The sequence below is a fragment of the Streptomyces sp. NPDC001407 genome, assembly GCF_042895325.1.
Taxonomy (GTDB): Bacteria; Actinomycetota; Actinomycetes; order Streptomycetales; family Streptomycetaceae; genus Streptomyces.
In genome coordinates this window covers 132,632-155,929 of record NZ_JBIAWF010000009.1, presented here as the reverse complement: position 1 = coordinate 155,929, position 23,298 = coordinate 132,632, and the positions used below count along the sequence as shown (strand labels likewise).

At 72.2% G+C, this 23,298-nt stretch carries 21 protein-coding genes and 1 riboswitch; of the genes, 5 read left to right on the top strand and 16 right to left on the bottom strand.

Translation table 11 applies throughout. The features are described 5' to 3' along the window. Positions 1 to 34: 34 nt before the first annotated feature. Positions 35 to 1,372 (bottom strand): peptidase C39 family protein, encoded by a 1,338-nt coding sequence (locus ACFY1P_RS15420; protein ID WP_390750839.1) that lies wholly within the window; start codon positions 1,370 to 1,372, stop codon positions 35 to 37. Between the two features lie 327 nt (positions 1,373 to 1,699). Between ACFY1P_RS15420 and ACFY1P_RS15415 the strand changes: the two genes are divergently transcribed. Further along, positions 1,700 to 2,287 (top strand): uridine kinase, encoded by a 588-nt coding sequence (locus ACFY1P_RS15415; protein ID WP_390750838.1) that lies wholly within the window; start codon positions 1,700 to 1,702, stop codon positions 2,285 to 2,287. A 478-nt stretch (positions 2,288 to 2,765) separates the two neighbouring features. Then, a complete protein-coding gene (locus ACFY1P_RS15410) occupies positions 2,766 to 4,685 on the top strand; it encodes an AAA family ATPase (RefSeq protein ID WP_361524795.1) in 1,920 nt (639 codons plus the stop codon). Positions 4,686 to 4,899: 214 nt separating this feature from the next. On the opposite strand, the gene ACFY1P_RS15405 is transcribed toward ACFY1P_RS15410, so the two are convergent. The 10 genes from ACFY1P_RS15405 to ribD form a co-directional block, all read right to left on the bottom strand. Further along, entirely contained in the window at positions 4,900 to 6,042 is a 1,143-nt protein-coding gene (locus tag ACFY1P_RS15405) for a hemolysin family protein (RefSeq protein WP_390750837.1), read from the bottom strand. After that, positions 6,039 to 7,376, bottom strand: a complete 1,338-nt coding sequence (locus tag ACFY1P_RS15400; RefSeq protein ID WP_361524790.1) for a hemolysin family protein — start codon at positions 7,374 to 7,376, stop codon at positions 6,039 to 6,041. The genes ACFY1P_RS15405 and ACFY1P_RS15400 overlap by 4 nt, the downstream gene beginning before the upstream one ends. Positions 7,377 to 7,577: 201 nt before the next feature. Then, the gene (locus ACFY1P_RS15395; RefSeq protein WP_361524787.1) at positions 7,578 to 8,033 is read right to left on the bottom strand and encodes a PH domain-containing protein; all 456 of its coding nucleotides are present in this window, start codon (positions 8,031 to 8,033) and stop codon (positions 7,578 to 7,580) included. A 51-nt stretch (positions 8,034 to 8,084) separates the two neighbouring features. Then, positions 8,085 to 8,933, bottom strand: coding sequence for an ATP phosphoribosyltransferase (gene hisG, locus ACFY1P_RS15390; RefSeq protein WP_361524785.1), 849 nt, complete (start codon positions 8,931 to 8,933; stop codon positions 8,085 to 8,087). Positions 8,934 to 8,989: 56 nt separating this feature from the next. Further along, positions 8,990 to 9,262 (bottom strand): phosphoribosyl-ATP diphosphatase, encoded by a 273-nt coding sequence (locus tag ACFY1P_RS15385; RefSeq protein ID WP_116210688.1) that lies wholly within the window; start codon positions 9,260 to 9,262, stop codon positions 8,990 to 8,992. Between the two features lie 33 nt (positions 9,263 to 9,295). Next, complete coding sequence (gene ribH, locus ACFY1P_RS15380) at positions 9,296 to 9,781, bottom strand: 6,7-dimethyl-8-ribityllumazine synthase (RefSeq protein WP_361524779.1); 486 nt, start codon at positions 9,779 to 9,781, stop codon at positions 9,296 to 9,298. A 30-nt stretch (positions 9,782 to 9,811) separates the two neighbouring features. Continuing rightward, complete coding sequence (locus ACFY1P_RS15375) at positions 9,812 to 11,092, bottom strand: bifunctional 3,4-dihydroxy-2-butanone-4-phosphate synthase/GTP cyclohydrolase II (protein ID WP_361524777.1); 1,281 nt, start codon at positions 11,090 to 11,092, stop codon at positions 9,812 to 9,814. A gap of 71 nt (positions 11,093 to 11,163) precedes the next feature. After that, positions 11,164 to 11,829 carry a nicotinamide mononucleotide transporter family protein gene (locus ACFY1P_RS15370; protein WP_361524774.1) on the bottom strand — a complete coding sequence of 222 codons (666 nt, stop codon included), beginning with the start codon at positions 11,827 to 11,829 and terminating at the stop codon, positions 11,164 to 11,166. After that, positions 11,826 to 12,446 carry a riboflavin synthase gene (locus ACFY1P_RS15365; RefSeq protein WP_361524771.1) on the bottom strand — a complete coding sequence of 207 codons (621 nt, stop codon included), beginning with the start codon at positions 12,444 to 12,446 and terminating at the stop codon, positions 11,826 to 11,828. The genes ACFY1P_RS15370 and ACFY1P_RS15365 overlap by 4 nt, the downstream gene beginning before the upstream one ends. A 2-nt stretch (positions 12,447 to 12,448) precedes the next feature. Beyond that, a complete protein-coding gene (ribD, locus tag ACFY1P_RS15360) occupies positions 12,449 to 13,570 on the bottom strand; it encodes a bifunctional diaminohydroxyphosphoribosylaminopyrimidine deaminase/5-amino-6-(5-phosphoribosylamino)uracil reductase RibD (RefSeq protein WP_361524769.1) in 1,122 nt (373 codons plus the stop codon). Between the two features lie 140 nt (positions 13,571 to 13,710). Beyond that, positions 13,711 to 13,841: riboswitch (FMN riboswitch) on the bottom strand. Positions 13,842 to 14,009: 168 nt separating this feature from the next. Here ribD and ACFY1P_RS15355 point away from each other — a divergent pair. After that, positions 14,010 to 15,239 (top strand): MFS transporter, encoded by a 1,230-nt coding sequence (locus tag ACFY1P_RS15355; protein WP_390750836.1) that lies wholly within the window; start codon positions 14,010 to 14,012, stop codon positions 15,237 to 15,239. 79 nt (positions 15,240 to 15,318) lie between these two features. Here the strand turns inward: ACFY1P_RS15355 and ACFY1P_RS15350 are convergent, their stop codons facing one another. After that, the gene (locus ACFY1P_RS15350) at positions 15,319 to 15,735 is read right to left on the bottom strand and encodes a hypothetical protein (protein ID WP_361524763.1); all 417 of its coding nucleotides are present in this window, start codon (positions 15,733 to 15,735) and stop codon (positions 15,319 to 15,321) included. A 218-nt stretch (positions 15,736 to 15,953) separates the two neighbouring features. Here ACFY1P_RS15350 and ACFY1P_RS15345 point away from each other — a divergent pair, with 218 nt between their 5' ends. Together ACFY1P_RS15345 and ACFY1P_RS15340 are read left to right on the top strand one after the other, a co-directional pair. Then, positions 15,954 to 17,357 carry a solute carrier family 23 protein gene (locus ACFY1P_RS15345; protein WP_361524760.1) on the top strand — a complete coding sequence of 468 codons (1,404 nt, stop codon included), beginning with the start codon at positions 15,954 to 15,956 and terminating at the stop codon, positions 17,355 to 17,357. Between the two features lie 72 nt (positions 17,358 to 17,429). Next, positions 17,430 to 18,113 (top strand): DUF5995 family protein, encoded by a 684-nt coding sequence (locus ACFY1P_RS15340; RefSeq protein WP_390750835.1) that lies wholly within the window; start codon positions 17,430 to 17,432, stop codon positions 18,111 to 18,113. Positions 18,114 to 18,355: 242 nt separating this feature from the next. Here ACFY1P_RS15340 and ACFY1P_RS15335 read toward each other — a convergent pair whose 3' ends face one another. The 4 genes from ACFY1P_RS15335 to ACFY1P_RS15320 form a co-directional block, all read right to left on the bottom strand. Further along, positions 18,356 to 20,056: an NAD(P)/FAD-dependent oxidoreductase gene (locus ACFY1P_RS15335; protein ID WP_361532978.1), complete on the bottom strand. Its 1,701-nt coding sequence runs from the start codon at positions 20,054 to 20,056 to the stop codon at positions 18,356 to 18,358. Positions 20,057 to 20,105: 49 nt separating this feature from the next. Continuing rightward, on the bottom strand, positions 20,106 to 20,906 hold the full coding sequence (locus ACFY1P_RS15330; RefSeq protein ID WP_361532975.1) for a carbon-nitrogen hydrolase family protein: 801 nt from the start codon (positions 20,904 to 20,906) through the stop codon (positions 20,106 to 20,108). A 173-nt stretch (positions 20,907 to 21,079) separates the two neighbouring features. Then, complete coding sequence (locus ACFY1P_RS15325) at positions 21,080 to 21,535, bottom strand: Lrp/AsnC family transcriptional regulator (RefSeq protein ID WP_095580789.1); 456 nt, start codon at positions 21,533 to 21,535, stop codon at positions 21,080 to 21,082. Positions 21,536 to 21,545: 10 nt separating this feature from the next. Then, a complete protein-coding gene (locus tag ACFY1P_RS15320) occupies positions 21,546 to 23,039 on the bottom strand; it encodes an amino acid permease (protein WP_361532972.1) in 1,494 nt (497 codons plus the stop codon). Positions 23,040 to 23,298: the final 259 nt, after the last annotated feature.

Sequence of the window (23,298 nt, the reverse complement as noted above, 5' to 3'; positions counted from 1 at the left end):
GTTGGGTGAAGCGGTATTCACCGGCACATGAACATCAGCGGACGCCGACGGCCGCCAGTGCCCGGCGCTGCGCGGCCGACGGTCCGGCCGGGAAGTAGAGATAGCAGATCCCTCCCGTGCCGCTCTTGACCTGGCCCTGCGCATTGTGACGCTTCGTCCGCAGCCAGATGTTCTCGAACTGGCGGCGTTTGTAGACGTGTCGGACCGCGGCGTCCGTCGCACTCGCCGGATCATTGGCCACCACATCGCCGCCCCGGGTGAATCCGACGACGCACATCAAGTGGCCCGCGGTGCCGTAGCCGGCGCCGTCGAGTTCGGAGGCGAGGAAGGACTGCGAGGTGATCACGGGAATTCCCGCGTGGATCAGTTTCTCCACGTCACCCAGGCAGCGCAGCCGGGTCACCACCGCCTGCATGTCGCGGTACGTCGCGGCATAGGCGGCGTTGAACGGCCAGTTGCCGCAGCCCTGGTACTGGTAGTCGTAGGTGAATCGGGCCGCCTGGCACACCTGCGGATCGGCGTACGCGCGGTCCACCCAGGCGAGGTCCGCCGCCGACGGCGCCCGGCCCCAGTATTCGACGACCATCTGCGAGGAGGTCGGGCTGCACCACGCCTCGCCGCCGTTGTCGTACTGCGGGTACTGCCCCTTGTGGATCTCCTGCGAATAGCGCGGCACCTTCAGCTCGCACCCCGCTCCCTCCCCCGGCACCGAGGCGGGCACCGTGAAGCGGTCGGGGATGTCGGAGCCCATGGCGCCGAGCCGCCACACCATGGGGGTGAGCCCGCTGCCGGGTCTGCGGAAGAGGGTGAGGCGCAGCTCGTACGAGGCCAGCCGGAGGCCCGTCGCGGGGTCGTCGACGGCGAGGGTGTCGGTGGAGACGCTGCTCCTGCCGTCCTTCTGCCCGTCGACGGAGGTGCGCCGGATGTCCCCGGCCGCGTCACCGGCGGTCCACCGGCCCATCACGTACCAAGGGGTCCGGCCGCCGCCGGTGTAGGCGCAGCGGAGCTCGACCTGGAGCCAGGTCCCGGCGGGTGTGTGGGCGTTCCAGGAGGCGACGATCTCGCTCGCGGGGGCGGGCAGCCGGTGGACGGGGCCGGTCCAGGTGGCGTACTCCCAGGTGGCCGTGGTGCCGGTGTGCGGGTCCCGGTAGGCGAGGCTGCCGGTGGGGTGGCCGATGACGAGGCCGGTGCGGTGGCCCGTGCCGGGCCGGGTGCCGTGGGCGGTGCCGTGCTGCCAGTCGGCGGCGGTGGTCCAGGCGTGGTAGTCGATGGTTCCTCCTCCGGAAGAGGCGGCGAAGGCCGGGCCGGGGGTGGTGACCGCGGCGGCGGCCGCGCCGAGTGCGGCGGCCAGGACGGTGCGTCTGCTGGACATGGGGGTCCCTGTGGTCGGGCGGCTGGGGGGCGAAGGGTTTTTCCCCTACCCCGCCCCTTCCCGAAACTGGGGGCAAGCCCCCAGACTCCCGCAACACGGCTTCGCCGCGTTGTCCTCAATCGCCGGACGGGCTGGATGGTGCGGACCGTAACCAGCGAATTCAGCCCGTCCGGCCTTGAGGACACGCCCGAAGGGCGCCCCCGCCGCTGGGGGCACCTCTGGGGGCACCCCCGGACGGAGTCTGGGGGAGGTAGCTGGGGGAGGCAACGAACCCGCACCCGCCACCGCCCCGCAAGCAAAGCGCAGCGCACCGCATAACGTGAGCCCGTGAACGACCGCACACTCCACCCGCTCGCCCAAAAGCTGCGCGCCCTCCCCCCATCCCTCGGAGAGGTGCGGCTTGTGGCCGTCGACGGCCACGCGGGCTCCGGCAAGACCACCTTCGCCGCCCGTCTCGCGGCCGCCCTCGGGGGCGCCCCGGTCCTCCATCTGGACGACCTCGCCACCCACGACGAGCTCTTCGCCTGGACCGGGCGGCTGCGCTCGTGGGTCCTGGACCCCCTGGCCCGGGGCGAGACGGCGCGCTTTCGCGCCTACGACTGGGTGGCCCGGCGGTTCGCCGATGAGCGCGAGCTGCCGCCCGCGCCGGTCGTGCTCGTGGAGGGCGTGGGAGCCGGCCGCAGGGAGCTGCTCCCCCATCTGGCGTGTCTGCTGTGGATGGAGTTGACCAATGAAAGCTCGTGGGAAAGGGGTCAACTCCGTGATGGTCCCGAACTGACCGAATTCTGGGACGGCTGGAAGCGAGCGGAGCAACGGCACTTCACGACCGACCCGACGCGCCCGCGCGCACAACTCCTGATTCTCCAGTGCAAGGAGGGATACGTGGTGCTGCCGGGACCCCGGGAGAGCCCATGAACCGCCCTCGCGCTCACGCTCAGTGAACAAGGGGGGCGGGTCCGCCGGTCGTCCTCGACCGATCCCCGCCGAGTGCGCCAACTCCGCTTGACCGAGGGGGCGTACAGGACTTACGTTCTCATTAGGCGGCTGACGCAAGTCGCCGCAGGACGCGAAGCCCCCGGTTGTTCCCCCGTGATCGGGGGCTTCGTACTCTCCACGTCACCCCCTTTTGAGCGCTTTGCTCCACCGCCCCCTTCACAGTGGGTGACCATCTTCCGGAGCGCTTTCCGGCCCCTCGGGATCACCCCCGCGCCGTGAACGGCGGTGCCGCACCCTTCGGCCCCCACCGACCACGCAGGTACGATGCCAGTCGGCACACCTCTCGTCGGCGTGTCGGCACACTGGTCAACTCCCGTCCACAGCAAAGCGGTTCGGCAAGGCGCGCCAGGCAATCGCCCGGCTGCACGCTACGGGGGCAGGGTTTGTGGGGGACGTGATGGATTTCGGCATGCAGGGCCCACCCGCCCCGGCCGATCTCGCCTGGCTGCGCGCCGTCGACGCCTACACCATGGGCGCGTACGCGCAGGCCGAGGAGGAGTTCCGGGCCGCGGTCCGGGCGGACCCCGGTATGGCCGACGCCTGGCTCGGCCTGCACGCGCTGCGCGCCGAGACGACCACCGCGCTGCTGCGCATGTACCGCCACCGCGAGCGGTTCGGCGAGCAGCGCACCCGCCACCGGCGCACCCTCAACTCGTGGTACTGGCTGGGCTGGTGGGTCCAGCCGGTCCTGGAGAGCAACCGCGACCTGCTCCTCGCCCACGCCTCGCACTGGCTCGACGGCCGCCATGTGCCCGAGCTGGACCGGGCCCTGGCCGAGTGCCCGCCCGTCGAGACCGACCCCCAGGCCCGCTTCCTGCACGCGTGCCGCGCCTACCTCGTCAAGGACTGGGAACAGCTCGTCCGGCACACCGAGCCGCTGCTCGACGATCCGCTGCTGGGCATCGAGGCGGGGCTGTTCGGCGGCATGGCCCGGGTCCGCCTGGAGATGTACGGGCAGGCCGAACCGCTGCTGGCCGCCGCCCTGATGCGCTGCCGCAGCGAGCAGCCGCAGCGCAAGGAGCTGCGCTACTGGCTGGCCCGCGCCCACGAGGGCACCGGCCGCAGCGCCGCCGCCCTGCCCCTCTACCGCGCCGTGCACCGCGTCGACCCGTCCTTCATGGACACCTCCGCCCGGCTCACCGCCATCGCCGACGGGGACGGCCTGGACGACCATCTGGACCTGGCGCCGGTGCCCTCGGGCGGACCGCCGGGCCAGGGCACCGAGGGGCCCGCCGACACGGTGGCCGAGCCGGACTCCCTCCCCGCGCCCGAGCCCCTCGACGGCCGCGACCTGCTGACCGGCACCGGCCCGGAGCCGACGGGTACGGCACAGGCCGGTCCCGACGGCGTACGCCGGATGTCCCGGATCCCCGTGCCGCAGCAGCCCGTCTCCCCGCCGGTGCCGGGCCCCTCCGACCCCGTGCTGCTGGCGAGGGCGCTGTCCGAACTGGAGCGGATGGTGGGCCTGGAGCCCGTCAAACGGCAGGTGCGGGCGCTCTCCGCCCAGCTGCACATGGCCCGGCTGCGGGCCGGGCAGGGCCTGCCGGTGCAGCCGCCCAAGCGGCACTTCGTCTTCTCCGGCCCCTCGGGCACCGGCAAGACCACCGTGGCCCGCATCCTGGGCCGGGTCTTCTACGCCCTGGGGCTGCTCGGCGGCGACCACCTGGTGGAGGCCCAGCGGGCCGACCTGGTCGGCGAGTTCCTCGGGCAGACCGCGGTCAAGGCCAACGAACTGATCGACTCGGCGCTCGGCGGGGTGCTCTTCGTCGACGAGGCCTACAGCCTCTCCAACTCCGCCTACAGCAAGGGCGACGCGTACGGCGACGAGGCGCTCCAAGTGCTCCTCAAACGCGCCGAGGACAACCGCGACCGGCTCGTCGTCATCCTCGCCGGCTACCCCGAGGGCATGGACCGGCTGCTCGCCACCAACCCCGGCCTGGGCTCCCGCTTCACCACCCGCGTGGACTTCCCCAGCTACCGCCCCCGCGAACTCACCAGCATCGGCCAGGTGCTGGCCGCGGAGAACGGTGACCAGTGGGACGAGGAGGCGCTGGAGGAGCTGCGCAGCATCAGCTCCCACGTCGTCGAGCAGGGCTGGATCGACGAGCTCGGCAACGGCCGCTTCCTGCGCACCCTCTACGAGAAGAGCTGCGCCTACCGCGACCTCCGCCTGTCGGGCTACCCGGGCACCCCGACCCGGGACGACCTCGCCACGCTCCGCCTCGCGGACCTGATGCAGGCATACGGCGAGGTCCTGTCGGGCCCGGGCTGGTCCTCCTCCCGCAAGGAATCCCGGGACCCGCAGGACCCGCCGTGACGGGCTGAATTCAGCCCGTCCGGCGATTGAGGACAGCGCGCGAAGCGTGCTTCGGGGGTCTGGGGGGGCTTGCCCCCCCACGCGGCGGAGCCGCAAATCAGACGCAGCCGGGAAGGGGCGGGGCAGGGGAACAAAGCCCGCCGCTGGGGGCACCTCTGGGGGCACCCCCGGACGGAGTCTGGGGGAGGTAGCTGGGGGAGCAACGGCCCCCGCCTCAGCCCGTCATCACACCCCGCTCCTGCGGCAGCAGCACCGGTTTCGGACGCTGGTCCGACACCAGCGAGTCCGGCACCAGCGGGTCCGTCACCAAGGAACGCACCGGCGCGGCCACCCGGTGCGACGGGTCCCGGACCTCACCCACCAGCATCTCCAGCACGTCCTCCAGCGCCACCAGCCCCAGCACCCGGCCGGACGCGTCGGTCACGGCCGCAAGGTGCGCGGCCGCGCGCCGCATCACGGTGAGCGCGTCGTCCAGCGGGAGTTCGGCCCGCAGGGTCTCCACCCGCCGCCAGACGTGCTGCGGGACGGCCCGCTCGCGGTCCTCCAGGTCCAGGACGTCCTTCACGTGCAGGTAGCCCATGAAGGCACCGCCGGGACCGGCCACCGGGAAGCGGGAGTAGCCGGTGCGCACCGTCAGCTCCTCGATCTGCCGGGGGGTGACGGACGGGGCGACCGTGACCAGCGCCGCCGGGTCGAGGAGGACGTCGGTGACCGGGCGGCTGCCCAGCTCCAGCGCGTCCTCCAGCCGCTCCTGCTCCGCCGGTTCGAGGAGACCGGCCTGGCGGGAGTCCTCCACCAGGCGGTTGAGCTGCTCGCTGGTGAACACCGCCTCGACCTCGTCCTTGGGCTCGACCCGGAACAGCCTCAGCACCCCGTGCGCGCAGGCGCCGAGCAGGGCCGTGACCGGCCGGCACAGCCGGGCGAAGGCGACGAGCCCCGGGCCGAGCCACAGCGCGGCCCGGTCGGGCGCCGACATCGCGAGGTTCTTCGGCACCATCTCGCCGATGACGAGGTGGAGGAAGACCACGAGGGCCAGGGCGATCACATAGCCCAGCGGGTGGACCAGCCCGTCGGGCAGCCCCACCGCGTGGAAGACGGGCTCCAGCAGGTGCGCGACCGCCGGTTCGGCGACCGCGCCCAGGGTGAGCGAGCAGATGGTGATGCCGAACTGCGCGGCCGCCATCATCTGCGGCAGGTTCTCCAGCCCGGTCAGCACCGTACGGGCCCGGGCGGAGCCCTCGGCGGCCTTCGGCTCGATCTGGCTGCGGCGCACGGACACGAGCGCGAACTCGGCGCCCACGAAGAAGCCGTTGGCCAGCACCAGCAGCACGGCGAAGAGGAGTTGCAGCACGCTCATCGCTGCTCCCCCTTGGCACCGGTGGTGCGCACGAGGCGCACCCGCTCGGCGCGGTGGTGCGCCACCTGCCGCACGGAGAGCCGCCAGCCCGGGAGCTCGGCGGTGTCGCCGGGGGCGGGGATCCGGCCGAGGAGACCGGCGACGAGACCGGCCACCGTCTCGTAGGGGCCGTCGGGTGCCTCCAGGCCGACGCGGCGCAGGGCGTCGACCCGGCAGCCACCGTCGGCCTCCCACGCGGCGCGGCCGTCCTCGCAGGCGACGGGGGCGAGTTCGGGCCGGTGGGCGTCCTCGCCGTCGTGCTCGTCGCGCACCTCGCCGACGAGCTCCTCGACGATGTCCTCCAGGGTCACCACGCCGGCCGTGCCGCCGTACTCGTCGACGACGACGGCTATCGGCTGCTCGCTGCGCAGCTGCTCGAGGAGCGGCTGCACGGGCAGGGTCTCCGGCACGAGCATGGGCGCGACCGCGATCCGGCCGACCGGGGTACGCAGCCGGTCGTGGCCGGGGACCGCGAGGGCGTCCTTGAGGTGGACCATGCCGACGACCTCGTCCAGCCGGTCCCGGTAGACCGGGAAGCGGGAGAGGCCGGTGGCACGGGTGAGGTTGAGGACGTCCTCCGCGGTCGCGGTCGACTGGAGGGCGCTGACCTTCACCCGGGGGGTCATCACATGCTGGGCCGTGAGGTCGCCGAGCGAGAGGGTCCGTACGAACAGGTCGGCGGTGTCCTGCTCAAGCGCTCCGGCGCGGGCCGAGTGCCGTGCGAGGGAGACGAGTTCGCCGGGGGTGCGGGCGGAGGCCAGTTCCTCGGCGGGCTCGACGCCCAGGGCCCGTACGAGCCGGTTGGCGACCGTGTTGAGCAGGGTGATCACGGGCCGGAAGAAATGCGCGAAGGCGTGCTGCGGGCCGGCGACGAACCGGGCGACCTGGAGCGGCCGGGAGACGGCCCAGTTCTTCGGCACCAGTTCGCCGATGACCATCTGGACGGCGGACGCCACCAGCATGCCGGTCACCACGGCGACGCCGGGGGCGGCGCCGCCCGGCAGTCCGGCGAAGGTGAGCGGTCCGGTGAGCAGCCGGCCGAGGGCGGGCTCCGCGAGCATGCCGACCACCAAGGAGGTGATGGTGATGCCGAGTTGGGTGCCCGAGAGCTGGAAGGAGAGCTCGCGCAGGGAGGCGACGACGGTGCGGGCGCGGCGGTCGCCGTCGGCGGCGGCCCGTTCGGCCTCCGGCTTCTCGACGGTCACCAGGCCGAACTCGGCGGCGACGAAGAAGCCGTTCGCGAGGATGAGGAAAAGCGCTGCCGCCAGGAGCAGCAGGGACACGGTGACACTCATGCCGCCGCCTCGTCACGGTGGGCGGCGGCGCAGGTACTACAGGACGATCCGTCCATTGCCGGAGGGAGTCACTCCTCGGTTCGCAGGTGCCCCGCGGTGCCGTGGGGGCCACGGCCGGAACGGCGTGTGCGGGGCGGGGCAGGTTGTGCCCGTGGCACCAGAGTAATCAAGGACTCGCGATCTTGGGGTGGTCGGCGGCGGTCAGGTCGCGGACCGGCCGGTGCCGTGTGCCTCGGCCAGGGCCCGCAGGGCGCGGGCGTGGGCGACGGCCTGCTGCTTGGCGATGCCCGGCTGGATACCCATGGCGGGCAGGGTGGTGCCGTCGGAGAGGTCGAGGCGGACCCAGGGGTCGCCGGCGCGCAGATTGACGCGGACGATCTGGGCCCAGGCCAGCTTGCGGGTCGTCGCCAGGTTGACGACGGTGACGCCGTCCTCGGTGGCGACGACCTTGGGGCGGGCCAGCAGCGCGAGGACCCCGAAGACGAGGAGTCCGGCGGTGGTGAAGGTGATCCGGTCCCCCGTGCTGAAGCTGCCGGTCAGCAGGGCACCCGCCGTGAGCACGACGAACAGCGCGGCACCGAGGCCGAGCAGCACGGCCCGGGTGACGGTGGGGCGGAAGGTGACCGGAAGGTCGGGCAGCGGTACGGGGGTGGACACGGCGTTACGTTCTCTCGGCGTCGTCGGGGCTCGCGTGCGGGGCGGGGGCCGTCAGAGGCGGCAGGCGTGGATGCCGGTGGTGAGGATGGCGCGCGCGCCCAGTTCGTAGAGCTCGTCCATGATCCGCTGGGCGTCCTTGGACGGGACCATGGAGCGGACCGCGACCCAGCCCTCGTGGTGCAGCGGGGAGACGGTGGGCGACTCCAGGCCGGGGGTGAGGGCTACGGCGCGCTCGACGTGCTCGACCCGGATGTCGTAGTCCATCATCACGTAGCGGCGGGCGACGAGGACGCCCTGCATGCGGCGGAGGAACTGCTGGACCTTGGGGTCGTCGGCCGGGGCGCCGGCGCGGCGGATGACGACGGCCTCGGACTCCAGGATCGGCTCGCCGATGATCTCCAGCCCGGCGTTGCGCAGGGTGGTGCCGGTCTCGACGACGTCCGCGATGATCTCGGCGACGCCGAGCTGGATGGCGGTCTCGACGGCGCCGTCGAGGTGGACGACGGAGGCGTCGACGCCGTTGTCGGCGAGGTGCTTGGTGACCAGGCCGGAGAAGGACGTGGCGACGGTCATCCCGCCGAACTCGCTCACGTCCTTCGCGGTGCCCGGGCGGGTGGCGTAGCGGAAGGTGGACCCGGCGAAGCCGAGCTGCATGATCTCCTCGGCCCGCGAGCCGGAGTCCAGCAGGAGGTCCCGGCCGGTGATGCCGATGTCGAGCTTGCCGGAGCCCACGTAGACCGCGATGTCGCGGGGGCGCAGGAAGAAGAACTCGACGTCGTTGGCGGAGTCGACCAGGACCAGTTCCCTGCGGTCCTTGCGCTGGCGGTAGCCGGCCTCATGGAGCATCGCCGACGCAGGCTCGGAGAGAGAACCCTTGTTGGGAACGGCGATGCGCAGCATGAGGTCGTTTTCCTTTGTGCGTGGGAATGCTGGGGAAATGTGCTGGGTGGTGCTGATCAGAGGTGAGCGTATACGTCGTCGAGGGAGATTCCCCGGGCGACCATCATCACCTGGACGTGGTAGAGGAGCTGGGAGATCTCCTCGGCCGTGGCGTCGGCGCCTTCGTACTCGGCGGCCATCCAGACCTCGGCGGCCTCCTCGACGACCTTCTTGCCGATGGCATGGACGCCCTTGCCCACGAGCTCGGCGGTGCGGGAGGTGGCGGGGTCGCCGGTGGCGGCCTTCTGCTGGAGCTCGGTGAAGAGCTCCTCGAACGTCTTCTTGGACATGGTGGTCCTACCCTACGCCGGTCCCCGGCCGCTTCAGTGCCAGGGCTCGGACACCGAACGGAGGATCGCCGCGGTGGCCACGGCCGCGGTGACCGCCTCGTGCCCCTTGTCCTCGTGCGAGCCCTCCAGGCCGGCCCGGTCCAGGGCCTGCGCCTCGTCGTCACAGGTGAGGACGCCGAAGCCGACGGGGACCCCGGTGTCGACGGAGACCTGGGCGAGGCCCTGGGTGACGCCCTGGCACACGTAGTCGAAGTGGGGGGTGCCGCCGCGGACGACGACGCCGAGCGCCACGATCGCGTCGTAGCCGCGGCCCGCCATCACCTTGGCGACCACGGGGAGTTCCCAGCTGCCGGGGACGCGCAGCAGGGTCGGCTCGTCGATGCCGAGGTCGTGCAGGGCGCGCAGGGCACCGTCGACGAGTCCGTCCATCACCTTCTCGTGCCACTGCGCGGCGATCACGGCCACACGCAGGTCCTGGCAGTTCCGCACACTCAGCTCGGGGGCGCCCTTGCCGCTCACGTTTCTCCTCGGGTTCGTGGTCTTAGGGATTCACTGGTTGCCGCAGGCGGAGACCGGGTCGGCATCGAGCCAGGGCAGGTCGTGCCCCATCCGGTCCCGCTTGGTCCGCAGATAGCGGAGGTTGTGCTCGCCGGCCTTGACGGGCATCGGCTCGCGGCCGGTGACCCGCAGGCCGTGCCGCACCAGGGCGGCGGTCTTGTCGGGGTTGTTGGTCATCAGCCGCAGCGAGCGCACTCCGAGGTCGGCGAGGATCCGGGCGCCCGCCGCGTAGTCGCGGCCGTCGGCGGGCAGGCCCAGTTCCAGGTTGGCGTCCAGCGTGTCGCGGCCGTCCTCCTGGAGCTCGTAGGCGCGCAGCTTGGGCAGCAGGCCGATGCCGCGCCCCTCGTGGCCGCGGAGATAGAGGACGACGCCGCGCCCCTCGGCGGTGATCCGTTCGAGCGAGGCGTGCAGCTGGGGGCCGCAGTCGCAGCGCAGCGAGCCGAAGACGTCGCCGGTGAGGCACTCGGAGTGGACGCGCACGAGGACGTCCTCGCCGTCGCCGAGCTCGCCCGAGACGAGGGCGATGTGCTCGACGCCGTCGACGGTCGAGCGGTAGCCGACGGCCCGGAAGTCGCCGAAGGCGGTGGGCAGCCGGGTCTCGGCCTCGCGCCGGACGGTGGGCTCGGCGGAGCGGCGGTAGGCGATCAGGTCCTCGATGGAGATGACCGCCAGGCCGTGCTTGCGGGCGAAGGGGATGAGGTCGGGCAGCCGCAGCATCGCGCCGTCCTCGCCGGCGATCTCCACGATCGCGGCGGCGGGGCGCAGTCCGGCGAGGCGGGCGAGGTCCACACCCGCCTCGGTGTGGCCGTTGCGGACGAGGACGCCGCCGGGCCGGGCGCGCAGCGGGAAGACGTGGCCGGGGCGGACGAAGTCGCCGGGCTCGGTCGTGGGGTCGGCGAGCAGCCGGATGGTGGTGGCGCGGTCCGCCGCGGAGATCCCGGTGGAGATGCCGTGGGCGGGGGTGGCGTCGACGGAGACGGTGAACGCGGTGCGCATCGCCTCGGTGTTGGTGTCGACCATCTGCGGCAGGTCGAGCCGGGCGATGTCCGGCTCCTCCAGGGGGACGCAGATCAGGCCGCGGCACTCGCTCATCATGAACGCCACGATCTCGGTGGTGACCTTTTCGGCGGCCACGACGAGGTCGCCCTCGTTCTCCCGGTTCTCGTCGTCGACCACGACGACGGGCCGCCCGGCCGCGATGTCGGCGATGGCGCGCTCGACCGGGTCGAGGGTGAGGTCCTCGGTCTCGTGCCAGTTCTGCACGGCGGTCATCATTCCTCTTCCTTGGGTCACTTGGGGCACCGGGGACACCGGGGGCACCGAGGTCACTGGGGTCACTCGGGTCATGACAGTGCCCCTTCCAGTGCGGCCTGCTCGGCGGCGCCCGTACGGGTACGCGAGCGCAGCCACCAGTCGCGCATGCCCCACATGACGACGGCGAAGTAGACGACGTAGACGAGGCCGGAGAAGGCGAGACCGCTGCTGAAGGCGAGCGGGACGCCGACCACGTCCACCAGCAGCCAGGCGAACCAGAATTCGGTGAGGCCGCGGGCCTGGCAGACCATCGCGGCGAGCGTGCCGACGAAGATGTACGCGTCCGGCCAGGGGTTCCAGGACAGCTCCGGCACGGCGGTGAAGAGGCCGCCGACGGCGAGCGTGCCCAGCGCGGTGCCCGCGAGCAGGGCGCCGCGCTCCCGCCAGGTCGCGAAGCGGACGGCGATCGAGCCGTCCTGGGCGTCGCGCCTGCCGCGCTGCCACTGCCGCCAGCCCCACAGCGAGACGCCGATGACCAGGAGCTGCTTGCCTATGCCGCCGCTGAGGTGGGCGGAGGCGTAGGCGGCGACGAGGATCACGCCGGAGAGGAGCTGGACGGGCCAGGACCAGATGGAGCGCCGCCAGCCGAGGGCGAGCGCGGTCAGGCCCACGCTGTTGCCGATCATGTCGGACCAGATGACGCGCTGCCCGAGGACGGAGAACGCCTCGTCGTTGAGCCACTGCACGGCGTTCACGCGACCGGCTCCCCGGCACCCGGGACCGCGCCGTCGGCCAGCAGCCGCTCGACGTATTTGGCGAGCACGTCCACTTCGAGGTTGACGGGGTCGCCGGGCTGCTTGATGCCCAGGGTGGTCAGTTGGAGCGTGGTGGGGATGAGGCTGACGGTGAAGAAGTCGTCGCCCGCCTCGACCACGGTCAGGCTGACGCCGTCGACGGTGATCGAGCCCTTGTCGACGACATAGCGGCGCAGCCCGGCCGGGAGGGCGATCTTGACGATCTCCCAGTGCTCGCCGGGGGTCCTCGCCACGACGGTGCCGGTGCCGTCGACGTGGCCCTGGACGATGTGTCCGCCGAGCCGCCCGCCGAGTGCCATGGGCCGCTCCAGGTTGACCCGGGAGCCGGGGGCGAGGGCGCCGAGGCTGGAGCGCTTGAGGGACTCGGCCATCACATCGGCCGTGAACTCGCCGTCGGCGGTCTCCACGACGGTGAGGCAGACGCCGTTGACGGCGATCGAGTCGCCGTGCTTGGCGCCCTCGGTGACGAGCGGGCCGCGCAGCCGGAAGAGAGCGGAGTCACCGTGGTTGTCCACGGCGACGACCTCGCCCAGCTCTTCGACGATTCCGGTGAACACGTTCAGTTCTCCTCAGGGGCGGAAGCGGTGGGGGTGGCGGTGATCCGCAGGTCGGGGCCGAGGCGGGCGACGTCGGTCACCTCCAGGCGCAGCGTCTGCGCGATGGTGCCGATGCCCGCGTCGCCGAGGGCGGCGGGTCCGGCGCCCAGCAGCGCGGGCGCGAGATAGCCGACGACGCGGTCGACGGCCCCGGCGGCGATGAAGGAGCCGGCCAGCGACGGCCCGCCCTCCAGCAGGACGGAGCGGACGCCGCGCCCGTGCAGCTCGGTGAGCAGGGCGTGGATGTCGAGGCCGGCCGTGCCGTGCGGCAGCCGGACGGTGTCGGTGCCGGGCAGGTGCCGGGTGTCGGCGTGCTCGCCGACGGCGATCAGGGTGGGTGCCGCGTCGTCCAGCACGCGGGCGCCGGGCTTGACACAGGCGTGGGTGTCGACGACGACGCGCAGCGGCTGGGTGATGTCGTCCCGGCCGCGGACGGCCAGGTGCGGGTCGTCGGCGCGCAGGGTGCCGGAGCCGACGACGACGGCGTCGGCCTCGGCGCGCAGCCGGTGGACGTCGGCGCGGGACGCGGCGGAGGTGATCCAGCGGCTGGTGCCGTCGGCGGCGGCGCTGCGGCCGTCGAGGGTCGCGGCGTACTTCCACTGGACGAAGGGGCGGCCGCGGAGCACCGAGGTGAGCCAGGCGGCGTTGCCCGCGGCGGCCTCGTCGGCGAGCAGCCCGCCCTCGGTGTCGACCCCGGCGGCGGCCAGGGTGGCCGCGCCTCCGGTGGCGGTGGGGTTCGGGTCGGCGACGGCGTAGACGACGCGGGCCACTCCGGCGGCGAGCAGGGCCTGTGCGCAAGGGCCCGTGCGTCCGGTGTGGTTGCAGGGTTCGAGGGTGACGACGGCGGTGCCGCCGCGGATGTCGCGGCCGGAGTCCGCCGCGTCCTGGAGGGCGGCGACCTCGGCGTGCGGGCCACCGGCGCGGCGGTGCCAGCCCTCGCCGGCGGTGCGGCCGTGCGCGTCGAGCAGGACACAGCCGACGACGGGGTTGGGGCTGGTGGAGCCGAGGGCGCGCGCGGCGAGTGCGATGGCCCGACGCATCGCGTCGGCTTCGGCCTGGGTGGCCACCGGGTCCTCCTGCCTCATCGGGCACGGACTCCGGGGCCGTCGCATAAGGACGACGAAGAGCGGGGACGCGGACCGGGTGCGCCGAGGCCGAAAAAGAGGGGTCCGCCCCTTGAAGAGGGCCGGATCACCCGACGACGGTGTGCCGGTATGCGTGCCCGCCGCGCACTGCCTCCCATCCGGACTTTAACCGTCGGTCCAGGAATTTCACCTGGTCAACCGGCCGCTGGAGGCGGACGGGTCGCGGACTGTAACCGCCGGTTCGGACTTTCACCGACCCCGGAGTGCGCTGCGTAACTGATTGTCTGGAGATGCTACATCGAGCCCGACCTGCGCGTTCCTCGCAGACCGCCGGTTCGACGCCTTTGAGCGTACGCCGAGGGACGGCGCGGTGTCCACGGTGATGTAGGTCGCCGCAAGGGGTCGACCGGCCCGGCCGGGTCGGGGAGGATGCGCCTCCATGGGCGCGGACGACAGGGGTGAGGACCTCCGGTTACGCCGGGCGCGGCTCGCGGTGGCCGTGGTGTTCGCCGTGCACGGCGCGGTGACCGGCAGCTTCGCGACCCGCGTCCCGTGGGTCCAGGCGCACGCCGGGATCGACGCGGGACGGCTGGGGCTGGCGCTGGCGTTCCCCGCGATCGGGGCGTCGGCGGCGATGCCGCTCGCGGGGTGGGTGGCCCATCGGCTGGGTTCACGGGCCGCGTTGCGCCTGCTGCTGTCGTCGTGGTGCGCGTCCCTGGTGTTGCCCGCCCTCTCCCCCGGGCTGCTCACGCTGTGCGCGGCGCTCGGTGCCTACGGCGCGACGGCGGGCATGGCGGACGTGGCGATGAACGCGCTGGGCGTGGAGACCGAGGAGCGGATCGGCCGTTCGATCATGTCGGGGCTGCACGGGATGTGGAGCGCGGGGGTGCTCGCCGGCTCGGCGGCGGGCACGGTCGCCGCGCACGCCGGCACGGACGCCCGCCTCCACCTGGGGATCGCGGCGGGGGCGCTGCTGCTCCTGGGCGCGCTCACCTGCCGGTGGGTGCTGGACCTGCGTACCGCGCCCGGGGAACACCCGCCGCCGCGCTTCTCGTTGCCCCCGCGTGCGGCGCTGGCCATCGGCGCGGTGGGGTTCTGCGCGGTGTTCGCGGAGGGCGCGAGCCTGGACTGGTCGGCGGTCTATCTCCGCGATGTCATCGGGTCGGAGCCGGGCGTCGCGGCCGCCTGCACCACGGCGTTCTCCTGCACGATGGCGGCGGCCCGGTTCGCGGGTGACGCGGCGGTGCGCCGGTTCGGCCCGGTGCGGACCGTACGGGCGGGCGGCGCGCTGGCCACGGCCGGTGGGGTGCTGGCGGTCTCGGCGGGCGGGGCGGTGGCGGCGATCGCGGGCTTCGCGCTGATCGGTCTGGGCATCGCGGTGGTGGTGCCGCTGGCGTTCGCGGCGGCGGGGCGCGGCGGTCCCGCGCCGAGCCAGGCCATCGCCGGGGTCGCGACGATCACCTACGCCTCGGGGCTGATCGCCCCGGCCGCCATCGGCCAGATCGCGCACGCCAGTTCGCTCGTGGTGTCGTTCACCCTGGTCACCGTGCTGACGACGGGAATGGTGCTGGGGGCGGGGGTGCTGCGTACGCCTGCGCGCGGAGCGGTGGGCGCGGTTCCGACGGGCGAGCGGGCGAACTCCACGGCGGAGTCACCGGGCCCGGAGTGAGCGCGGCAGTGGGCCGTACGGTGGACCCTCACGGGTGCACCGTACGGCCCGGAACCAGCCGGCGGTGAGCCGTCGGTGGTTAGAGGATGCCGAACAGACCGCCGAAGCCGCCGAAGCCACGGCCGCCCCAGCCGCGCCCGCCGAAGTCGCAGCGACGGTCGCAGTCGTCACGGTCCCAGCGGTCCCAGCCGCGGTCCCCACGGTCCCAGCGGCCCCAGTGGTCGCCGCGACCGCGGTCGCAGTCGTCACGGTCCCAGCGGCCGTGGTCACGACCGTGGTCCCAGCGACCGTGGTCGCGGTCGTGGTCCCAGCGGCCGTGGTCGCGGTCACGGTCACGACCGTGGTCGCCACGGTCACCGTCGTGGTCGTGGTCGTGGCTCCACGCCTGGACCGTCGCGGTGTGGGCCGGAGCGGCCTGGGCCACGCCGGCGATCGGGACGATGGCAGCCGCGGCGAGCACGGTGGCGGCCGCGGTGCGGCCGACGAGGTTACGCATGAATGTCTCCTGGATTGCAGGAATCGGACACAGAGACCCATACCTCGCACGAAGCAAGAAACAGCCCAGATTCACGGTCATACAGTCGTACGGACCATTGATTACCCCGATTGCAGCAACAGCGGGGGCGCCCCGGCCGGTGGCGACGGCCGGGAGCACGGGCCGGCGCCACTTAACATGGTCCAGATTTCCCCCCACCCCGAACATTTGGAGCACTCATGGGCCTCGGCGTGCGCTGGACTCTGCACGGGGACGGGCGCACCCCGGCACCCGGGGCCGTCGTGCGACCGGACGAACGGCTCTCCTGGCCGCGGACGGCGGGGCTCGGCGCGCAGCACGTGGTGGCGATGTTCGGGGCGTCCTTCGTCGCCCCGGTGCTCATGGGCCTGGACCCCAACCTCGCGATCATGATGTCGGGCGTCGCGACCATCCTCTTCCTCCTCGCGACGCGCGGCCGGGTGCCCAGCTATCTGGGGTGCAGCCTCTCCTTCGTCGGGGTCGCCGCGATCATCCGGGCGCAGGGCGGCGGCACCGCGGCCGTCACCGGCGCGATCTTCGTGGTCGGCGCGGCGCTGTTCCTGAGCGGCCTGGCCGTGCAGAAGTTCGGCGCGCGGATCATCCACGCGGCGATGCCGCCGGTGGTCACCGGCGCCGTGGTCATGCTGATCGGCTTCAACCTCGCGCCGGTCACCGCCCGGACCTACTGGCCGCAGGACCAGTGGACGGCGCTGCTGACGATGCTCGTCACCGGCCTCGCCGTGGTCTGCCTGCGCGGGTTCTGGTCCCGCGTCGCGATCTTCCTGGGCCTGCTCTTCGGCTACGGGATCTCCTGGGTGTTCGACCGGGTCTTCGGGAAGATCCACTCCGTGAACGGCGGCCCGGAGGCCGTCGACCACTGGCGGCTCGACCTCTCCGGCGTCTCCAAGGCCGACTGGATCGGCCTCCCCTCACTGCACGGACCGACGTTCAGCTGGTCCGCGATCCTGGTGGCCCTGCCCGTCGTCATCGCCCTGATCGCCGAGAACGCCGGACACGTCAAGGCCGTCGGCGAGATGACCGGCGACCCGCTGGACGACCAGCTCGGCACCGCGATCTCCGCGGACGGCGCGGCCACGATGCTCTCCACCGCGGTCGGCGGCCCGGCCAACACCACCTACTCCGAGAACATCGGCGTCATGGCGGCCACCCGCGTCTACTCCACCGCCGCCTACTGGGCGGCGGCCGGCTTCGCCCTGCTCTTCGGCGTCTGCCCCAAGTTCGGCGCCGTCGTGGCGGCCGTGCCCGGCGGGGTGCTCGGCGGCATCACCGTCATCCTCTACGGCATGATCGGCCTGCTCGGCGCGCAGATCTGGGTCCACAACAAGGTCGACCTGCGCAATCCGCTGAACCTCGTGCCCGTCGCCGCGGGCATCATCATCGGCATCGGCGGCGTCAGCCTCAAGGTGAGCGACAACTTCGAGCTCAGCGGCATCGCCCTGGGCACCATCGTGGTCCTCTCCGGCTACCACGTCCTGCGCGCCCTGGCCCCGGCCCACCTCAGGACGCAGGAACCGCTGCTGGACGCGGGCACGAGCGGCTACGACGCGGCCGCCGAGAAGGACGCGACCGACGACGAGCGCTGACCTCGTCATCCGTTCCGGTCATCCACCGCCGCCCGCCCCCTACGCTGCGTACACACATGTCACTGTGTGCTCATGACGACGGCAGAGGTGCGGGCGGCACCCGCTGGTATCGAGGGCGTCGTGGCCCGGATGCGCCGACTGGCGGACACCTTGCCGCCACATGACGGGGTCGCCGTCTTCAACCGCGTCTACCTCACGGTCACCGAGGAGATCGCCCGGCGCCTTTCCGCCGGGGCGTTCGCCGACCGGGTCTCGGCGACGGAGCTGGACGTACGCTTCGCCGCGCGCTATCTGTCCGCCGTCGACGGCGCGGCGGCGGGCCGCCGCCCACCCGCCTGCTGGCGCCCCCTCTTCCAACTGCGCGGCCACCCCGCCGTACGGCCCCTCCAGTTCGCCCTCGCGGGCATCAACGCCCACATCGGCCACGACCTGCCGCTGGCTCTCGCCGACACGTGCCACGCCCTCGGGCTCGAACCATGCGCACTCGAAGGGGACTTCGACCGGGTGGGCGAGGTGCTCGTCGCTCTGGAGGAGAGGGTACGGGAGGGGTTGGCGCCGGAACTCCTGGATGTGGCGGATCCGTTGACGCACTTGGTGGGGGCGTGGAGTCTGGAGGCGGCGCGGGGGGCGGCTTGGGCGGCGTTCCGGGGGCTCTGGGCGGTGCGGGATCTTCCCGATGTGTCGTCGGATCTCGCCGAACGCCTCGACTCCGGCGTGGGGTTGGTGAGCCGCTTCCTGCTGACTCCGCTGCGGTGATTTTCCCCAGCCCCGCCCCTTCCCGAACTGGGGCGCGTGCCCCAGCCCCCCGAGTGCGGGCCGGTTCGCCGACTGCGGCGGGAGCGGCCCGCGGCCGCGTCCTCAAACTCCCCCAGCGGTAGCTGGGGGAGTTTGAGGACAACGCGCGAAGCGTGTTGCGGGGGTCTGGGGGCTTGCCCCCGGTTTCGGGAAGGGGCGGGGCTGGGGAAGAAAAGCCGCCCGCCGCAGGCGGACAAAGACCGTCAGTCCTCCGGCAGTTCCACCGGCGCCAGCTCGTCGTAGCGGTCGCCAGGGCCCGGGTTCGTCGGGTCCGTCGCGCCGCCGAACTGCCGCATCACACCCCACACCGCGTTGAGCGCCGTCTGCACGGCGCCCTCCGCCCAGCCGGCCGTCCAGGAGATGTCGTCACCGGCGAGGAACAGGCCGCGCTTGTCCTCCGGCAGGCGGTCCTGCATGAAGTGGGTGAACAGGCGCCGCTGGTAGCGGTAGTGGCCGGGCAGGTTGGCCTTGAACGCGCCCATGAAGTAGGGCTCGTTCTCCCAGGAGACGGTCACCGGGTTGCCGATGATGTGACGGCGGATGTCGACCTTGGGGTAGATCTCGCCGAGCGACTTGAGCATGACCTCCATGCGCTCGTTCGCCGACAGCGGCAGCCACTTGAGGCTGTCGTCGCACCAGGTGTACGAGAGGCAGATGACGGCCGGCTTGTCGGGGCCGTCGTCCAGGAGGTAGGTGCCACGGGTCATCCGGTCCGTGAGCGTCATCGACATGACGTCCCGCCCCGTCTCCTCGTCCTTGTCCAGCCAGAACGGCCGGTCCACCGGCACGAACAGCTTGGACGACTCCATGTAGTGGGTGCGCTCCATCGCCGTCCAGTGGTCGATGGGGAAGAGCGAGTCGTCGCACGCGATCTTCGACAGCAGCATCCACGACTGGGCGGTGAAGACGGCCGCCTTGTACGTACGGATGTCGCCCGACGCGTCGGTCACGGTGATGCCGTTGCCCGCCGTGCGGTGCAGCCGGGTCACGGCCGGGCGCGGCTCGCCGTCGTGCAGCGACGACAGCGAGGTGCCGGGCGCCCAGTGGACGAGCTTGCCGGGCTCGCGCTCCCACAGCCGCACCGGGAGCTGCTGGCTGCCGCCGACGATGCCGCGGTGGTGGTCGTCCGCCTCGGTGTAGACGACGCGCAGGATCTCCAGGATGGAGTTGGGGAAGTCGGTGTCCCAGCCGCCGGTGCCGAAGCCGACCTGGCCGAAGATCTCCCGGTGGCGGAAGGACTTGAAGGCGGTGGAGTCGCAGAGGAAGCCGTAGAAGGTCTGGTTGTCGAACTTCTCGACGAGCTTCGCCCAGATCTCCCGGATGCGCGGCACGTCACGCTCCCGCAGGGCGCGGTTCATGTCGGAGAAGTCGGCACCCTCCTCCAGGCACGCGTTCCACGCCTCGGCGACCTCGCGGTAGACGGCCGGCAGGTCGTCGATGGTCTCGGCGTAGTGCGACTCGCCCTTGAGGTCGACGACGGTGGAGGGCGTGTCGGGCGCGAGCGGGTTGGGGAACGGCTTGGTCGTAAGGCCCACCAGGTCGATGTAGTGCTGCAGCGCGGTGGAGCTCGGCGGGAAGCGCATCGCGCCCATCTCGGCGGTCAGCGAGGGGTCGCAGCCCTCGAAGCCGACGGTGCGCAGCCGGCCGCCGATCTGGTCCGCCTCGTAGACGACGGGCTTGAGCCCCATCTTCATCAGCTCGTAGGCGGTGATGATGCCGGAGAGGCCGCCGCCGATGACCGCGACCTCGGCGCCGTGCTCGGTCGCGGGTATCTGCCCGAGACCCGCCGGGTGGGCGAGGAAGTCGTCGTACGGGAAGGGGAAGTCCGGGCCGACCATGGTGATCGGCGGCAGGGCCGGCTGCGACGGCTCGTCGTGGGCGGCGTTGGGCACCATGGACGTCATCGGCTGAACTCTCCTGCGGAAAAAGGGGAACAGTGGGGGGTATGGGGCGTCAGCCGAGCGAGCCGTAAAGCTCCGGACGGCGGTCGCTCAGATAGGTGTTCTCGGCGCGGGAGGCCTTGAGCAGCGCCGGGTCCACGTCGGCGATGATCAGGTCCTCGCCCGCGCCGGCCCGCGCCCGTACGGTCCCGTCGGGGGCGGCGAGGCAGCTGAGGCCGGCGAAGGCGAAGTCGCCCTCGGTGCCGCAGCGGTTGGCGTAGGCGATGTAGAGCTGGCTCTCCCAGGCGCGGGCCGGGACGATCGTCTGCGGGACGATCTCGTACGGCCGCATCAGCGCGGTCGGGGTGAGCAGCAGCTCGGTGCCGGCGAGGGCGTGGGCGCGCACCGGCTCGGGGAACTCGACGTCGTAGCAGATCAGCATGCCGAGGCGGACGCCGTCGAGGTCGGCCTGGGCGACCTGTTCGTCGCCGGGCGTGAAGTGAGCGGTCTCGTAGTCCCCGAAGAGGTGGGTCTTGCGGTAGTGCGCGAGGCGCTCCCCGTCCGGCCCGATGAGCTGGAGGGAGTTGTGGAGCACCGCGCCGGCGCGCTCGGGGTAGCCGTAGCCGATGGCCAGGCCGTGCTCGGCGGCGATGCGGGCGACGGCCCGGGCGCCGGGCCCGTCGGCGGGCTCGGCCCGCTCCCGCACGGCCGCGCCGAGGGCGTAGCCGGTGAGGTAGAGCTCGTTGGTGAGCAGCAGCCGGGCGCCCGCGTCGGCGGCCCGGCGCGCGGCGGCGGCCAGGTCGTCGAGGGTCTCGGCGGTGGAGGCGGGGACGCCGGGGCGGCCTTGGTACAGCGCGGTGCGCAGCGGCGTCATGCGGCCTCTTTTCACCTGTCGCGAGGGGCGTGCGTTAAGGACGCCTTGACGGTACGGGCCGGTAACTCCGCACGACAAGGCGCCACCATTGCGTACCGACGCGTCATTCGTTGCGCGTTGCGGCACCTCCGCGGCGATTCATTGCGCGGAGCCTCGCGGGGTCGCGGTGTCGCTCAGGAGGGGGCGCCGGAGCTGAAGCGGCGCAGGAGGGGGGAGAGCACGAGGACGGACTTGGTCCGCTCCACGAAGGGCTCGCCTGCGATGCGCTCCAGCACCCGTTCGAAGTGGCGCATGTCGGAGGCGAAGACCTGGACGATGGCGTCCGCCTCGCCGGTGACGGTGGAGGCGGACGCCACTTCCGGATAGCGCGACAGGCCGCGGTGGATGGCCTCGGGGGAGGTGTTCCGGCGGCAGTAGATCTCGATGAAGCCCTCGGTCTCCCAGCCGAGCGCCGCCGGGTCCACCCGTACGGTGAACCCGGTGATGGCGCCCTCGGCCCGCAGCCTGTCCACGCGCCGCTTGACTGCGGGCGCGGACAGGCCGACCTCGGTGCCGATGTCGGCGTAGGAGCGGCGGGCGTCCTCGGCGAGGGCGTGGACGATGCGTTCGTCGAGATCGTTCAGTCGCACTGCGGGTGGATCACTTCTCTAGGGGGACCTGCGTCTCTTCCCGGGCGAGCCGCGAGCGGCTCCTCCCGTACCCGAAGTAGATCACGAGCCCGACGGCCATCCAGACACCGAAGACCATCCAGGTGACCTTGTCGAGGCTGCCCATCATGTAGACGCACAGGAGGAAGCCGATGGCCGGGAAGACCGGGCTGAGCGGCACCCGGAAGGTGCGCTTCATCTCCGGGCGGGTCCGGCGCAGCACGATGACGGCGATGTTGACCAGGGCGAAGGCGAAGAGCGTGCCGATGCTGGTGGCGTCCGCGAGCTGGCCGAGCGGGATGGCCGCGGCGAGGATGCCGCAGAAGAGCGAGACGATGACCGTGTTGGCCCGGGGGGTGCCGCTCTTGGCGTGGACCTTGGAGAAGACCTTGGGCACCAGGCCGTCGCGGGACATCGCGAAGAGGATGCGGGTCTGGCCGTAGAGGACGGTCAGCACGACGGAGGCGATGGCGATGACGGCGCCCGCGGCGAGCAGCACGGCCCAGAAGCTCTGGCCGGTCACGTCCTTCATGATCCCGGCGAGCGCGGCCTCGCTGCCCTCGAACTTCTGCCAGGGCATGGCGCCGACGGCGACGGCTGCGACCAGGCAGTAGAGCGCGGTGACGATGATCAGCGAGAGCATGATCGCGCGCGGCAGGTCGCGCTGCGCGTCCTTGGCCTCCTCACCGGCGGTGGAGGCGGCGTCGAAGCCGATGTAGGAGAAGAACAGCGAGGCTCCGGCGGAGCTCAGGCCCGCGATGCCGAGCGGCATGAACGGGGTGTAGTTGCCGGCCTTGACGCCCTGGAAGGCGACGCCGCAGAAGAGCAGCAGCGCGACGATCTTCACGCCGACCATGATGGTGTTGGCGCGGGCGCTCTCCTTGGCGCCGCCCAGCAGGAAGGCCATGCACAGCAGCACGACGAGCAGGGCGGGCAGGTTGAAGACGCCGCCGTCACCGGGCGGGTTGGCCAGCGAGGCCGGGATGGTGACGCCGATCGTGCCGTCGAGCAGTTCGTTGAGGTACTGCCCCCAGCCGACGGCGACGGCCGCGACGGAGACGCCGTACTCCAGGATCAGGCACCAGCCGCAGACCCAGGCGACGAGCTCGCCGAGGGTGGCGTAGGCGTAGGAGTACGAGGAGCCGGAGACCGGGATGGTGCCGGCCAGCTCCGCGTAGGAGAGGGCCGAGAAGAGCGCCGTGATGCCGGCGATGACGAACGAGATGATGACGGCGGGGCCTGCCTTGGGCACCGCCTCGCCGAGCACCACGAAGATGCCGGTGCCGAGAGTCGCGCCGATGCTGATCATCGTCAGCTGCCACATGCCGAGCGAGCGGCGCAGCGAACCGCCCTCGCCCTGCCCGCCTTCGGCCACGAGGCGTTCGACCGGCTTGCGCCGCATGAGACCTGCCGCGAAGCCGGCGGCCGGGCGCGGGGAGCGCTGGTCGTCGCCCGCGGCGGGGGGCGCTGTGCCGTGGTCCAACACTGGGTGGCTCCATTCGTCGCTGCCTGTCGAGGGCGGAGGGGACGACCGCCGGCGGTACCCCACCGGGGCGGCGCCGACAGGGCGGAGCGAACCCATGGAAGGAGGGGGACCGCGAGCAAGCGGTATCCGCCACTCCACGTACAGCGCAGACCCTACGAGGTGGGTGCGTGCGCTCGTAATGCACCATTCTTGCGTATGCCCGTACGATCATTGCGTGCGGGGGGCCGGAACGGGCGATCGTTGCACGTCACCTTACGAA